The 14077-nt window shown below is 39.8% G+C and carries 15 protein-coding genes and 1 pseudogene; 10 read left to right on the forward strand and 6 right to left on the reverse strand.

Features of this window, described 5'->3' with window-relative positions; genetic code table 11:
- Positions 1 to 186: 186 nt before the first annotated feature.
- From H6G14_RS22730 to H6G14_RS22740, 3 genes are all read left to right on the forward strand, one after another.
- Positions 187 to 558: a HesB/IscA family protein gene (locus tag H6G14_RS22730; protein WP_011320632.1), complete on the forward strand. Its 372-nt coding sequence runs from the start codon at positions 187 to 189 to the stop codon at positions 556 to 558.
- Between the two features lie 191 nt (positions 559 to 749).
- Positions 750 to 1049: a 2Fe-2S iron-sulfur cluster-binding protein gene (locus tag H6G14_RS22735; protein WP_190569881.1), complete on the forward strand. Its 300-nt coding sequence runs from the start codon at positions 750 to 752 to the stop codon at positions 1047 to 1049.
- A 226-nt stretch (positions 1050 to 1275) separates the two neighbouring features.
- Complete coding sequence (locus tag H6G14_RS22740; protein WP_190569883.1) at positions 1276 to 1527, forward strand: FeoA family protein; 252 nt, start codon at positions 1276 to 1278, stop codon at positions 1525 to 1527.
- A 154-nt stretch (positions 1528 to 1681) separates the two neighbouring features.
- On the opposite strand, the gene H6G14_RS22745 is transcribed toward H6G14_RS22740, so the two are convergent.
- Positions 1682 to 1891 (reverse strand): TOBE domain-containing protein, encoded by a 210-nt coding sequence (locus H6G14_RS22745; RefSeq protein WP_010995600.1) that lies wholly within the window; start codon positions 1889 to 1891, stop codon positions 1682 to 1684.
- A gap of 652 nt (positions 1892 to 2543) precedes the next feature.
- Here H6G14_RS22745 and H6G14_RS22750 point away from each other — a divergent pair.
- From H6G14_RS22750 to H6G14_RS22765, 4 genes are all read left to right on the forward strand, one after another.
- Positions 2544 to 3137, forward strand: a complete 594-nt coding sequence (locus H6G14_RS22750) for a CBS domain-containing protein (protein WP_010995599.1) — start codon at positions 2544 to 2546, stop codon at positions 3135 to 3137.
- Between the two features lie 115 nt (positions 3138 to 3252).
- Positions 3253 to 3717, forward strand: coding sequence for an ankyrin repeat domain-containing protein (locus H6G14_RS22755; RefSeq protein WP_190569941.1), 465 nt, complete (start codon positions 3253 to 3255; stop codon positions 3715 to 3717).
- The gene (locus H6G14_RS22760) at positions 3704 to 4990 is read left to right on the forward strand and encodes a nitroreductase family protein (RefSeq protein WP_190569885.1); all 1287 of its coding nucleotides are present in this window, start codon (positions 3704 to 3706) and stop codon (positions 4988 to 4990) included. The genes H6G14_RS22755 and H6G14_RS22760 overlap by 14 nt, the downstream gene beginning before the upstream one ends.
- A gap of 17 nt (positions 4991 to 5007) precedes the next feature.
- Positions 5008 to 5382: a hypothetical protein gene (locus H6G14_RS22765; protein ID WP_190569887.1), complete on the forward strand. Its 375-nt coding sequence runs from the start codon at positions 5008 to 5010 to the stop codon at positions 5380 to 5382.
- Positions 5383 to 5557: 175 nt separating this feature from the next.
- Here H6G14_RS22765 and H6G14_RS22770 read toward each other — a convergent pair whose 3' ends face one another.
- The 4 genes and pseudogenes from H6G14_RS22770 to H6G14_RS22780 form a co-directional block, all read right to left on the reverse strand.
- Positions 5558 to 6019 carry a hydrogenase maturation protease gene (locus tag H6G14_RS22770; protein WP_190569889.1) on the reverse strand — a complete coding sequence of 154 codons (462 nt, stop codon included), beginning with the start codon at positions 6017 to 6019 and terminating at the stop codon, positions 5558 to 5560.
- A gap of 11 nt (positions 6020 to 6030) precedes the next feature.
- Positions 6031 to 6504 (reverse strand): C40 family peptidase, encoded by a 474-nt coding sequence (locus H6G14_RS22775; RefSeq protein ID WP_190569890.1) that lies wholly within the window; start codon positions 6502 to 6504, stop codon positions 6031 to 6033.
- 25 nt (positions 6505 to 6529) lie between these two features.
- On the reverse strand, positions 6530 to 6652 hold the full coding sequence (locus tag H6G14_RS34060) for a hypothetical protein (RefSeq protein WP_277884323.1): 123 nt from the start codon (positions 6650 to 6652) through the stop codon (positions 6530 to 6532).
- A pseudogene (locus H6G14_RS22780) lies at positions 6653 to 7225 on the reverse strand (Uma2 family endonuclease).
- Positions 7226 to 7546: 321 nt separating this feature from the next.
- Between H6G14_RS22780 and H6G14_RS22785 the strand changes: the two are divergent.
- Positions 7547 to 8539, forward strand: a complete 993-nt coding sequence (locus tag H6G14_RS22785; protein ID WP_190569892.1) for a metallophosphoesterase — start codon at positions 7547 to 7549, stop codon at positions 8537 to 8539.
- A 57-nt stretch (positions 8540 to 8596) separates the two neighbouring features.
- On the opposite strand, the gene H6G14_RS22790 is transcribed toward H6G14_RS22785, so the two are convergent.
- Positions 8597 to 9019, reverse strand: a complete 423-nt coding sequence (locus H6G14_RS22790; RefSeq protein ID WP_190569894.1) for a hypothetical protein — start codon at positions 9017 to 9019, stop codon at positions 8597 to 8599.
- Between the two features lie 616 nt (positions 9020 to 9635).
- On the opposite strand from H6G14_RS22790, the gene gatB reads away from it, so the two are divergent.
- Positions 9636 to 11111 carry an Asp-tRNA(Asn)/Glu-tRNA(Gln) amidotransferase subunit GatB gene (gatB, locus tag H6G14_RS22795; protein ID WP_190569896.1) on the forward strand — a complete coding sequence of 492 codons (1476 nt, stop codon included), beginning with the start codon at positions 9636 to 9638 and terminating at the stop codon, positions 11109 to 11111.
- Between the two features lie 292 nt (positions 11112 to 11403).
- Positions 11404 to 14070 (forward strand): two-partner secretion domain-containing protein, encoded by a 2667-nt coding sequence (locus H6G14_RS22800; RefSeq protein ID WP_190569898.1) that lies wholly within the window; start codon positions 11404 to 11406, stop codon positions 14068 to 14070.
- The last annotated feature ends 7 nt before the right edge of the window (positions 14071 to 14077 follow it).

Here is a 14077-nt window from a genome sequence, read left to right on the forward strand (position 1 = left end):
TTTTCTACTCTTAATTTTGAATTTTGAATTTTGAATTTTGAATTGATATTACTTGTATTCCCTGAACCAATCAAACTACTGATTGTGTAGATGCAAGGTAGCTTGTCAGGAGACATGGCTTTGCTCATCACTACAAAAACCACACCTGAAAACACAACAACTATTCGCTACTAATCAGGAGATTTGATGACCGTTACTTTAACAGAAAAGGCCGAATTTCGTCTACGAGCATTCCTGCGAGGTTCTGCGAAGGACGCTAACGAAACCACAAAAGGTATTCGCATCTCTGTCAAAGATGGTGGTTGCAGTGGCTATGAGTATCTGATGGATGTCACCAGTCAGCCGCAACCAGATGATTTAGTAAGTCAACAAGGTAGTGTGTTGGTTTACGTCGATGCTAAAAGCGCACCTTTGTTAGAAGGAATTGTCATCGATTTTGTTGAAGGTCTTGTCGAAAGTGGCTTTAAGTTCACTAACCCCAACGCTACTAGTACTTGCGGTTGTGGAAAGTCTTTCAAAGCAGGTGACTGCTCACCTGAAGGTGTACCTTGCAGCTAAAGAATTTGTCATTATTGCCTAGTACATCAGTTAACAGTTAACTGTTAACCGCATCAAGTCTTCCTGTAAACAAAATGGATAATTGCTTCCCATCAAATGCAGTTTCCAACTCCGGCTTAATTCTCGAAGAATTCAGGGAGATTTAACTTCGAGAAATCTATCGATCCTATAAATTTGAGGAGAATCAGAAAATGGCTACCTATCAAGTTAGATTGATTAGCAAGAAAGAAAATATCGATACCACCATCGAAATTGATGAAGAAACCACAATTTTAGATGGTGCAGAAGAAAACGGTATTGAGTTACCTTTCTCTTGTCATTCTGGTTCTTGTTCTAGCTGTGTAGGCAAAGTTGTTGAAGGTGAAGTTGACCAATCTGATCAAATCTTCTTAGATGATGAACAAATGGGTAAAGGCTTCGCTTTACTTTGTGTTACTTACCCTCGTTCCAACTGCACAATTAAGACCCACCAAGAACCATACCTTGCTTAATTTAAGCTAATGCACGCCCAAATTGCATAACTATTAATAAGGGCTGTTGACTGTTGACTGTTAACGGTCAACAGGCCTCACGATGGATTATGCAACTTAAAAGCAGAATAGCTTATTGCTGTAGTCGCTACTATTTACAGCTTATGCAAGCGTAGTTTGAATCAGGATGAAAGATATCGTTCATCCTGATTTCTTATATAAATCCAATCAGAATTTATTAATACCAATGTTTACTCCATTTACTGTAAATGGCAGTTCTTTACAATTGCTAAAAGTAGGCGATCGCGGAATAGTCAAGTTCTGCAATATTCCAGATAAAAATATTCTCAAAAAACTTCAGTCTCTGGGCTTAAATACCGGAGTCACTATCACCATAGAGCAAGAATTTCCTACTTTAATGATTCAAGTAGGAAGCATTCTCTTAGAGATAGATAAAGAACTTGCCCGTAATATCTACGTTCGTGTAATTAATAATTGATTGAATTGAGAAAAATTTTCATTGATCAGTACTCTATCTTACAGTATTAGAGTACTTGAAATCATTAAAATATTAGAAAATAAAATAAATAGAGACTTTAATATATAACGTCTCTATTTAGAGAATAAAGGTAAGCCACTGAATTAGTTTTGGTTTAATCAACAGCAACTATCACATCTGAGGATTTAATTAAAGCGTATGCTTGCTTACCCTCAGCAAGTTGGAGTTTATCTGCTGATGATTTGGTGATTATCGAAACTATCTCTACCCCAGGAGCTAGTTCTAATGTTACTTCGGTGTTAACTGTACCAGGCACAACTTTTTTGACAGTTGTTTTCAGAAAATTACGTGCGCTAACTTCCATATATTATAATCTTACCTGTTTACAGGAAACAGAATACCAACATTTACGGTAAATAAAATCACCCCTTTAGACTTTTTTAATTATTTCAATAGATATAAATATAAATTTAAACCAAAACCAAAAACCAGATACCCGACTTCTTTAAGAAGTCGGGTATCTATGGGGATTTTGATAGCTGACATCATACAAGATAACTGTCAAAATAGCTGCTGTTGTAGTATTTTTTAAGCGGATTTAATCAATGTACACGGCGATCGTTATAAACATTCATAATCTAAGCTTATCAGAGTGATAATATATAAGTAAGCTAAATTGTTGCTAGTGAACCTAGACCTCAGCAAAAAGCGATTACAGGGTTATCTCAGACATTCCTACCTTAATACTGGTCAATCTTAGAAATTGGGTAGATGGTCATATATCTTCAAGATGATACTCTCGGAACGCTGCGGAAATCTTTAAACAAAAACAACCAGATTTATTAGGGTTTGTCATAAGTCTCATACTTATCATTAGGTGTGTCTAATTACCTTAAACGTTTTTCTGCCAGCATCTTTTATTACTCTAATTATGCAGGCTTTGCAAAAGCAGTTTGGGCAAAATTACAGCAGTTTAGAAATAATTTCCTTCCTTGCAAACATAAGGAGCAGTAATTATGAGAGCTAAACAAATTATGACTCAAGACGTAGCTACTATTCGCGGTTCTGCGAGTGTAGCAGAAGCAGTCAGACTTATGAGGCTCAAAGGACTGCGTGCTTTGATTGTCGAACCTCGTCATAGTGCTGATGCTTACGGTATTGTCACTGTGGCTGATATTGCAGGTAAGGTTATTGCTTATGGAAAAGACTCAGAAAATGTCCGTGTCTATGAAATTATGAGCAAACCCTGCATCACTGTCGATCCTGATCTTGATGTAGAATATGTAGCTCGTTTATTGTCAACTACAAATCTGTGGTGTGCGCCTGTAATTAAAGGTGAATTACTTGGCGTAATTTCCATTACAGATATTGTCAGCAAAGGCGACTGTATTCCTAAACCAAAATTAACTTTCTTACGCAAAGAATTACACAAAGCTATCTCCGATGCGCGAGGAATTTCTGCTAACTATGGCTCAGATTCCAAACGAGCTATTGAAGCTTGGGATTTAGTGGATGAACTGGAAGTAGAAGCCTGCTTTTATGGCTTACCAAAACCAGACAAATCTGCTAGAGAACTATTTGCTGATAAACCAGAGCTAGTTACAGTTTAGAGTATGATTTTACAACTCTAATAACTAGGATTCTATAGCATTGTGTTCAGTAATGGTGGGCATTGTCCACCATTACCTTTTCCATGTAAATTCTTCCGAGTTACAACAATAAATGATGAACCGTAAAAGTCATTTCAATTTGAGTGCAGCCACTCAAGAATGGTTAATAGGAAAAGGATACAATCCTGAAGATTTAGAACAACCTGGTGAAAATGGCGATACTGCTTTGATGAAAGCTACACGAGAAGGGGTTGGTGCTATCGTCAAAGAATTAATTGATTTAGGTGTAGATATCAACGCTAGAAACAACGACAATAATAATGCTTTGTGGTTTGCTTGTTTTGGCAATCATTATGATTTAATTCATCTGTTACTGGCAGCTAAAATTAATATCGATAACCAAAATGATAACGGTGCTACTGTTTTAATGTATGCCGCATCAGCAGGTAAGACAGAAATAGTGAAGTTGCTCTTACAATACCATCCTAACTTATATTTAAAAAATTTGGATGATTTTCAGGCAATAGATTTTGCTAGCAATGTAGAAGTTCTAAGGTTACTGAAAAATGCCACAAAGTGATGTTTTCGGTAAAGCCTACCATGAGGCTACTAAGCATTCCTACTTGTCGGTGCAGCTTGATCCAAATTATTTAGATGCCTCAACTCAACCATCGGCATTTAAATTTTATCCAAAGTTTTATCGTCGAGTGAAATTAAATCTCGATAATCCGATTCACTCTTTTATCTGGTTAACCAGTGCTGTCACCTTTGAGAAGGTATATAATAATGTATCTTACAAACTCCGGGTAAATCCGTCAGCAGGCGCACTGTACCCCACTGAGGTGTACGTACAGATTCGGGGAATGCCGGAAATAGTAGATGGGATATATCATTTAGAAGTTGAGAATAATTGTCTAACACTCATCTATGAATTAATTGATGATGGTTTAGAGAGTTATGTTATACCGACTAAATGTATCACTGGATTCATTTTTTTAATTAGTTCTGTTTATTATAGGTCTAGCTGGAAATATAAACAAAGGAGCTTGAGATATTGCTTATTAGATAGCGGACACCATTTAGGTGCTGTTGCTGCTTCAGCGTATCTCCATAACCGCGATATTCAGCTAGTTTTTGATTTTGATAAACTCACTCTCAATACAGATTTAGGGTTTGAGAATAAGGAGTTTATTACTGGTTGTGCGATATCTGGCGAAATACACGAGAAACAGATTAGAAAATTAAGGCTGAAAGTTCCTTTTGTTTGTGGCACAGATTACTTTGAAGCTAATCAATTTATTGAAGATAGCTACAAATCAACATCTGTGCAACCAAGTCACCAGCAACAATTACAACAGCCTTGCTTTGATTTTAAGCAGGATAAATTCTACCAAACTGTCTGGAGTAGACGTTCAATTAGACGTTTCCGGAAAGAGTTCATTTCGCAAGAACATTACTTATATGTCTTGCAACTACTAGAGCAGCCAATCCCAACAGAAAGCGGTGAGGAGATAGAAACTTACTCGGTGATACATCGAGTCGAGGGGATGAAATCAGGGTTATATAGAGGCGCGAATTTGGTTAAAGCAGGTGACTTTAGTGAACACACTGGTTACTTGTGTGTGAATCAAGCTCTTGCCAAAGATTGTGCTGTGGTTTTGTTTTTTGTGTCCGAATACACCAGTTATCAAACTGCAATGCAAATAGCTGGTTTTTTAGGACAAAGAATTTATTTGGGTAGTAATTATGTAGGCATTCAATGTAGTGGTATTGGTGCTTTTTATGATGATGAAACCCAGGAATTCTTAGAAACACATAAAGATGTGCTTTATGCAACGGCAATTGGAACCTGAATAGGATTGTAACAGAGATGAATCGGCACAGATTTGATTTTAGCGGAGATGATTCCCATCCCATGCAGCCAACTTCGGCTGACATTATCTTGAGACAGCAATTAGAGTATTCCCTAAGTAAATACTTTTATGAAGGATGCGATCGCACCTTACAGAATCTCCTCTCTAATTGTCGTTGGTATGTCACAACTCAAGCCAATGCAATGACGTTGGTAATTGAATGTCCAGATCAGGTTACCAACTGGCGGGTTTTGCAAAAACTCGTCCCAATGGGTAAATTAATCAATCAAATGGTCAGTAGCGCCAAAATTCGTGTCTGTCCGCCAGAAAGCGAAGGCGTACCTTTTGAAATGAGAGTAGACGAACTCTCCGTGTATCGAGATATGGCGTGATGGACAGTAGGGACGAAGAGAGGAGTAGACGCGCAGGGGGAGCAGGTGATGCAGGGGGAGCAAAAATTACTTAGTTCCCCAGTCCCCAATCCCCAATCCCCAATTCAAGGCAAAAGTCAAAAGAACAAATCTTTTAGCTTTTTACTTTTTACTTTTTACTTTTTTGTCCCCAATCCTAATTACGAATTATTTCCACGATTTTCTCAAAAACCAAATCAGCAGATTTTTCAACAACAGGACTTAACTCTAGTCCAAAATCAAGATTCGCCGCCTCAATTAAATAAACTGTCACGTCTTGCGGAAAATCATCTGGAAAGATTTTCTTCCCGGCGGCTAAAGCATGATCCCAACGAAAATCGTGTAAGTTATAACTAGGTTCGGGTAAGGCCGCTAATTCTTCACCAGGGACTTTGAATACTGCACCGGGTTCTGAACCAGTGGAACCTGCATCAATAATTACTAACTGTTTACTACCTCTAGCCTGAAACATTACCTCCATCCCTGCGGTTCCGCAGTCATATACTTGCACGTTGGGATGAGGATTTTCGGCTAGATATTTTTGTAAGCGTTGAGCGATGATTACGCCTACAGCATCGTCACTGCGATTGAGATTTCCGCAACCGATAATAGTCAGCATAGTTGAATTAATTATGATAACCCTGCATCTCGACGTTTCCAAAAATCGTCTCGTGCAGCTTGATCCTCTAAAAGTTTAGTTCGTTTTACTTCATCCAAATTTGCCTGAAGATTAGCAATAATAGCTTTTTCAATCTCAAGATATTTTATGCTACGAACAGTATGAACAGGCTGTACAAGAGATACTAAAGCCGCACCAAATTTAGTTACTCGGATTTCTTCTGTCTGACCTGAATATTGCTTACCAGTTTTGATATACCAAGCAAACATTTCACAGTTATTAGAATGAATATTGTAAGCGCCAAATTTATCAGTATATTCGTTGATACGGTTTAGTTCTTCTTCTGTTAAGTTAACTTTTCCATGCCATTCCACACCAGCAGGGCCCCAACCCACAGAATTATTGAAGTTACCATCATGACTGAGGTAATAGTGACGTGCGATCCCTAATGTAGAATTAATAGGTATGCTATAAATACTGACCATAGGTATTTATTAATGATTTTTCAAATCAATCTAAGTGTGTCTCAGTAGTATTATATGCGTCAGTAGTATTATATGCGATCGCAGTCTTCACAGGATTGATATGATCGCCATTCGCGGCGCGTTCCGTAGGAAAGGCGTGGCGTATCACCTAAATAATTCTTGCCTGTTGAAAGATTTCCTGTGGTGTAATTTGTAGCCCAACAAATAGGGAATCTTCTAAACTATCATTACCCCGTTTAGTTTGAGGTAGAGCATCAGCATAAAAAATAGTCACAGTTTTTGCTCTAGGGTCAATAATCCAAACTCACTTCACTTTGGCATTCAGATAATCTGTTGCTTTTTCGATCATTTCTCCGAAGGTTTGAGCAGGAGAAATAATTTCAATTGCTAATTCCGGTGCTATAGGACAAGCTTCATCTTGCAACCAATTAGCAGCAAGAATGTTATAAGAAACATAGACCAAATCTGCTACAGGAACCCAGTCTTGTTGATTTCGTGTTAGTTTAATAGCCCATTCAATGACAACTCGCCCCTGTCCTTGCGCCCATGCAGATAAGAGTATAAATAATGCACCTGTTATGGAACTATGAAAAAATTTTGGCGACATTTCATCATTTTTAAGTTTGGGGACAGCCTCTCCGTCAATTAATTCATAAATAATATCTGTTTCGGGGAGTGCAAGAAATTCTTCTAGGGTGAGTTTGTTTTTGAGTTGAGTCATGGTTGATATGAGGTTGGTGATGACTCTATGTTGATGGAATTGTATATATTAGCATACACAAAAGTTTAGATACCCAAATTTTGTTATAGCGTTTCTTAATGAAGATGTGCTTTATTCTGGACTGTAGAGACGTTGCATACAACCTCTCTATATCATTTATTTGGTGCAACTTCAGAGAGAATTGGTATCAGTAGTATTATGTGCGATCGCTTGATATTACTACACAATTTAATTTACCAGTTATCATACATTCTCTTAATTTACTCTTAATATTAAAATCTTAAGCTCCTAGCGATTTGTAATTACAACAAACTGCACAATATGAAATTCACAAAATTGCTGGGAGTCTTAGCTCCATTTTGCTTACTTGGTATTTCTGCAACCTTTATCTCTTCCAGTACTGCACAGCCATCATTTAATGGTCGTGGCCCCAAAGGTTTCGACTTTGCACTCATTGGTGATATTCCCTATGATGCTAGACAAGAAACAGAGACTCAAAAGTTAATTCAAGATATAAATAATTCCTGGGTTCGCTTTGTTATTCATGATGGCGATTTTAAGAGTGGTTCTAGTCCATGTTCTAATGAGCTATTCTTGCAAAGATTCCAGTTATTACAGCAATTTAGACATCCCCTCGTCTATGTATTTGGTGATAACGAATGGACAGATTGTCATCGTCCCGCAGCTGGTGGATATGATTCCCTTGAGCGTTTAGCAAAATTACGTGAAATTTTTACTCAAGGAGATAGAAGTTTAGGACAAAGAACAATTGAGCTAAATCGTCAAAGTGATAAGTCTCAATATAGTAAGTTCCGGGAGAATGTTTACTGGACGGAAGGGGATGTTTTATTTACTGGTATTCACGTTGTTGGTAGTAACAACAACCTTGGCAGAAACGCAGTAAATGATGCTGAATATGCTGAACGTAATGCTGCTAATATTGTCTGGCTAAAAGAAGCCTTTGCTCGTGCTAAAGCTAAAAGAAGCCTTGGTGTGGTAATTGTTATTCACGGCAATCCAGATGATTTTAATATTCCAGCCAATGCACAACAAAATGGCTTTCGTGATTTTGTGAATGTGCTGAAAAGTGAATTGAAAAATTATAGTAAGCCAGTAATGCTGGTTCATGGAGATAGCCATTACTTCCGCATTGACAAACCTTTAAATATAGATGAAGCACCTGGTACAGTGATTACAAATTTCACACGGGTTGAAACCTTTGGTTCTCCCAATGTGCATTGGTTACGAGTCACGGTTAATCCTAGAAATCCCAATCTCTTTGAAATAAATCAAGAGATTATACCTGCAAAATAGTAAGAGAGATGGGGAGATAGGAAAAAATATTACTTCCTTTTCTCCCTTTTTTGTATATCAGAACTGGACATTATATTTATCAGCAAGCTCAGAAAGCTTTTCATACTGCTGAATAGCAGCTTCCAAAATTAACTGTTTCGCTTCTTCTGGTGTATTGCCATTTTCTGGAATTAAATACTTAACATAAAGGGATATGAAGTCAGCCATAATTGCTGAACCTACCAAACCATGACTATCGGCTTCTTGTCCCGCGATCGCTGATACTAGACCTGCTTTAATTGGGTCTGGTTTCGATTTCATGAACTGGTCAATAATTTGCCAGATATACTCATTGGGTATTAATTTTTCTAACTTAGTTTTGTCGGGGATAAATTCTATACCTGCGGCTCTCGACTGCTCTACAACACACCATTCTGTAAATTCTTGTAGTGCTGTTTCGGGGAGTTTGGGGAGATATTTGTGCAGTTCTAAATCAGACACAAGCTTACCTATAAATTTCAGTTTTGTTGAAGTGCATTAAGGCAAGCCTAACTTACTGTTTCTACTAGTTTTAGTGTGTTATGCTACGACTCTCAGATAAATATTTCAACAGTTAAAGTCTGATATTTAGACTTATACCAATTTTATATGAGGTTGCACATAATATAAAATCGGTTGATTTATCCGCGTTTCTCTGTCTTGAAAAGTTTCCTACGGAGGGAAACCCTCCTACAGAACTTTTCGCTGCGTGCATCTGCGTTCAATTATTCTATGCAGCTTCATATTAATTTGGTATTACCTATTTTGTTGAAAAAATTATTGTAATAACTCTCTGACTTAGAGGAATTGTTGCTGAATTTTAGGGGATTAGGGGAACATCAAAAAATAAATTATCCGTAATGGATGGTTTGGTAGGGTGCGTCAGTATGAATAATTTCTGAGTATATTTAGGTTTTATCTCACTGACGCACCCTACATTTGGATATTTTTTTATCTGGAAGTCCCTGGTGTGGCAAAAGATTCAAGCCCAAGTTCTGGCTGACACTGGAATCAGAGAAATTGTCGATGCGAGGCTAAAATAGTAATCTACGTGTAAATTGCTTGAACTATTGATTTTATGACTTCTGCTACGACCGTAAAAACTGAGTACGAAGCGATTATCGGTCTAGAAACCCATTGTCAGCTGAGTACTAATACCAAAATTTTCTCTAGTAGCTCAACAGCGTTCGGGGCTGACCCTAATACTAACATTGACCCGGTGTGTATGGGCTTACCTGGTGTTTTGCCTGTACTTAACGAAAAAGTTCTAGAATACGCTGTTAAGGCGGGTTTGGCGTTGAATTGCCAAATTGCTAAATATAGTAAATTTGACCGTAAACAGTATTTTTATCCTGATTTACCGAAAAATTACCAAATTTCTCAATATGACTTACCTATAGCTGAACATGGCTGGTTAGAAATTGAGTTATTAGATGCTGATGGTAACCCAAAACGTAAGCGGATTGGCATTACCCGTCTGCACATGGAAGAAGACGCAGGGAAACTAGTACACGCAGGAAGCGATCGCATCTCTGGTTCTACCTATTCTCTGGTAGACTACAACCGTGCGGGTGTGCCGTTGGTAGAAATTGTCTCGGAACCAGATATCCGTACTGGGCAAGAAGCTGCTGAATATGCCCAAGAATTACGCCGGGTGATGCGTTATCTCGGTGTTAGTGATGGCAATATGCAGGAAGGTTCTCTGCGCTGTGATGTGAATATATCTGTGCGTCCTGTAGGACAAGAAAAGTTCGGCACGAAGGTAGAAATTAAAAACATGAACTCCTTCAGTGCCATTCAAAAAGCCATTGAACACGAAATTGAACGGCAAATAGAAGCGATAGAGTCCGGGGAAAAGATTATTCAAGAAACGCGGCTGTGGGAAGAAGGTTCACAACGCACAATTAGTATGCGGACTAAAGAAGGTTCTAGCGATTACCGCTACTTCCCCGAACCAGATTTAGCACCCATTGAAGTGTCGGAAGCACAACTGAGTCAATGGCGTGGCGAATTACCAGAACTCCCAGCCCAAAAACGCCATCGTTACGAAAGCGAGTTGGGACTGTCGGCTTACGATACTCGCGTGCTGACAGAGGATGTTATTGTATCTCAATACTTTGAAGAAGCGATCGCATCTGGCGCAAATCCCAAAGCCGCCGCTAACTGGATTACCCAAGATATCGCCGCCTATCTCAACAAACAAAAACTCAGCATTACAGAAATCGGCTTAACTCCCGCTAACTTAGCTGATGTGATTACCCGGATTGAAACTGGCAAAATTAGCAACGCCCAAGCTAAACAAAAACTACCAGAGTTACTCACAGGATTATCCCCGGAAAAAGCCTTCGCCGGTCAAGAACTCATCAGCGACCCCAGCGTTTTGGAACCCATCGTTGATGAAGTCATAGCCGCTAACCCCAAGGAACTGGAAAAGTACCGCAACGGTAACATTAATCTTAAGGGTTTCTTTGTCGGTCAAGTGCTGAAAAAGACAAATAAACGTGCTGACCCCAAACTCACCAACGAATTGGTAGAAAAGAAGCTGAATGGATAACACCAGTATTTTGCTAGTCATCTTTTCACAATAGTTTTACATAAAGTACAAAAAAAGGGGTGTCGATAATCACAATCAAGCGGTTATTATGAATGTGTTATATGCACCCTAATAACCAGGAGAGTTACGCAAGTGGCTCTCCTTATTTCTTGTCTAAATCCCCGACTTCAGATACCCGACTTCTTCAAGAAGTCGGGTATCTAAATACAGCTAAGTAATTTTTGTTAACACTATCAGGCGATCGCTATAGATAAGGTACGCTAACCTCTAGCCCCTAGCTAGCCTCACCAAGATGTACCCCACTACAACGAGACACACCATTAGATTAGCCATTTTGGTAATTGGTTCGGTGATTTTTACCGAAAGCTATGTTCTTGCAGAAATAAAAACTGACACCACCTTGGGAAGGGAAACCTCAAGACTAAATCAAGGCGTTAGAGTTAAAGGTGCGATGGGGGATATTATCGATGGTGGTGCAGTCAGGGGAACAAACCTCTTCCATAGCTTTCAAGAATTTACTATTGGTGAAGGGCAGAGGGTTTACTTCTCCAACCCAGGCGGAATCGAAAACATCCTCACACGCGTCGCAGGGAACAATCGTTCTGATATTTTGGGAACCTTGGGGGTTTTAGGTAATGCCAATTTGTTTTTGTTGAATCCCAAGGGCATTGTATTGGGAAAAAATGCCCGATTAGATATAGCAGGTTCCTTTGTAGCCAGTACAGCAGATAGTGTTGTGTTTAGCAATGGTTTCACATTTAGTGCTGGTAACCCTCAAGCCCCGCCTCTGCTAAATATTAATGTGCCGCTAGGTTTGCAATATCATGGCAATCAAGCAGATATTCAAGTACAAGGTACAAGTATTTTCAACGCGAATGGTAAAACCATTGCTCTTGTAGGTGGCAATGTCAGCTTAAATGAGTCCAGTTTGAGAGTTCCCGCAGGTAGAGTGGAGTTAGGAGGAGTTCTTGGCGAGGGAACAGTAGAGTTTCAGGATAATAGTGGCAATTTGAGCTTGAGTTTTCCTGAAAATCTGGCAAAAGCAGATATTTTATTGAATGGTACGATAATCAACGTTATTGCGGGTAATGGCGGCAGTGTAGCCATCAATGCTCGGAATATTGACATGATTTCCGATAGTATTATCTTTGCTGGTATCGGCACTGGTTTAGGGTCAACCAACAGTAGGGCAGGCAACATAACTCTCAATGCTGTAGAGGAAATCAAAATAGACGGCATTAGTGCCATTCTGCAATACCTGTTTCCCAGAGCCGTAGGTAAAACAGGAGATATAAATATTACAGCTAAATCTGTGGTGGCAACAAATGGCGCTGCCATCAATAGTGTTACCCTCGGTAATGGCGATGCCGGAAATATCACAATTACTGCCCGCGATCGCATATTGTTAGATGGTGAGGGTATAGATGGTTTCGCCACAGCAGTGGGTAATTCCATTGTTCGGGGAGCAGTAGGTAAAATTGGGAACGTCAACATCACAACTCGCGTTTTAACTTTGACTAAAGGCGCTAGCGTAGTCAATCAAGTATCTGGACAAGGAAATGCAGGTAATATCGTGATTTCTGCACGGGATATTGTCTCGTTGGATGGTGAAGATAGTAGCGGCAGTTCTAGTAGTATTAGTAGCCAAGTCACGCGGGGCGCATTTGGCAATGGCGGAAACATCGATATTACAACTGGTTCCTTAGTAGTTACCAATGGTGGTCAAATATCTACTAACTTATTTGGCCGGGGAAACGCAGGTAATGTGATGATTACTGCTGATGATACAGCTTCTTTTGCGGGTACAGGCAGCAGAGCGCCTAGTGGGGTATCTAGTGGGGTGGCAGATGTTGGCGTTGGTAAAGCAGGGAATATCAACATTACTAGTAAGTTTTTATCTCTAACTAATCAGGCGGAATTTAATAGCCGCACAGACGGCAAGGCGGATGCAGGCCAGATTAATTTAAGAGTAAGCGATCGCCTAACCATTTCCGATAATAGTGGCATTCTGGCTAACACCAGTACCAGCGCGACTGGCAACAGTGGGAGCATTTTCATCGACACCAACAAAATGATCATGCAAAATCGTGCCAGAGTTATTGTTAATAACCGAAGTACAGGCACAGGCGGTAACATTGATATTCAAGCAAGTACATTAACTCTTGATACAGGTGCTATCGTTGCAGAAACAAACAGTAATACCGGTGGTGATATTCGCCTCCAACTCGAAGATTTATTGCTACTCAGACGCAATAGCCTCATTTCCACTACTGCGGGAACTACTCAAGCTGGTGGTAACGGAGGCAACATCAATATTAGTACTCCCTTAATGATTACTGCCCCTTTAGAAAATAACGACATCATCGCCAACGCCTTTAGTGGCAGTGGTGGGGTAATAAATATTACAACTCAAAGTATATTGGGCTTTACATCCCGTACCCGTGCAGACTTAGAGGCATTACTCGCAACTAAAGACCCCAGCCAATTAAATCCGCGATCGCTCCCCACAAGCGATATCACAGCCATTTCCCAAGCTAACCCCTCCTTGGATGGACGGGTAACAATCGACACCCCCGATGTAGACCCCGATAGCGGACTGGTCGCACTACCCACCAATGTAGTTGATGCCTCCCGACTCATTGCCCAAACCTGTAGAAGTGGTGGGGAAGCAACCGCTAGCCAACAAAGTGAATTTGTCATCACTGGACGAGGAGGTTTACCACCTAAACCCGGCGATTCCCTAAGTAGTGATGCCATCTGGCAAGACTTACAATCTTACCCCTCACTCAATGAAAAAGCAGGGGAGCAGGAAGCAAGAGAGCAGGGGGAAACATCACCCACACCCATACTTGAAGCCCAAGGCTGGGTAACTAGTACGGATGGTAAGATTACCCTGGTAGCTCAAGCATCCACAACAACCCCTCATAATTCCTCACTCACACCAGTTAGTTGTTCTTAAGTAGGGG

The sequence above is a fragment of the Nostoc parmelioides FACHB-3921 genome, from assembly GCF_014696625.1.
Taxonomy (GTDB): domain Bacteria; phylum Cyanobacteriota; class Cyanobacteriia; order Cyanobacteriales; family Nostocaceae; genus Trichormus; species Trichormus parmelioides.